Annotated in this window: 1 protein-coding gene; it reads left to right on the top strand. The window is 73.0% G+C overall.

Features of this window, described 5'->3' with window-relative positions; translation table 11 throughout:
- Positions 1-244 (top strand): glycoside hydrolase family 3 protein (locus tag SB773_RS34045; protein ID WP_410594905.1); only part of this gene is annotated, 244 nt, incomplete at both ends.

Raw genomic sequence — 244 nt, 5'->3', positions numbered from 1 at the left:
CAGGCCTGCCCGCACGGCTCGAGTCGGAGGGCTACGACCGCGAGGACATCGACCTCCCGGCCGAACAGCTGGCGCTCATCGACGCGGTGGTCGCGGCGAACCCGCGGACCGTTGTCGTCCTGTCGAACGGGGGAGTCGTGGCCCTGCCGTTCGCCGGGCGTGTCCCCGCGATGGTCGAGGCGTGGCTGCTCGGCCAGGCGGGCGGATCGGCGACAGCGGACGTGCTGTTCGGTGCGGTGAACCC

Source organism: Bacillus sp. SIMBA_074, from assembly GCF_046534555.1.
Taxonomy (GTDB): Bacteria; Bacillota; Bacilli; order Bacillales; family Bacillaceae_G; genus Bacillus_A; species Bacillus_A mycoides.
This window is presented reverse-complemented; position numbering and strand designations above follow the sequence as displayed.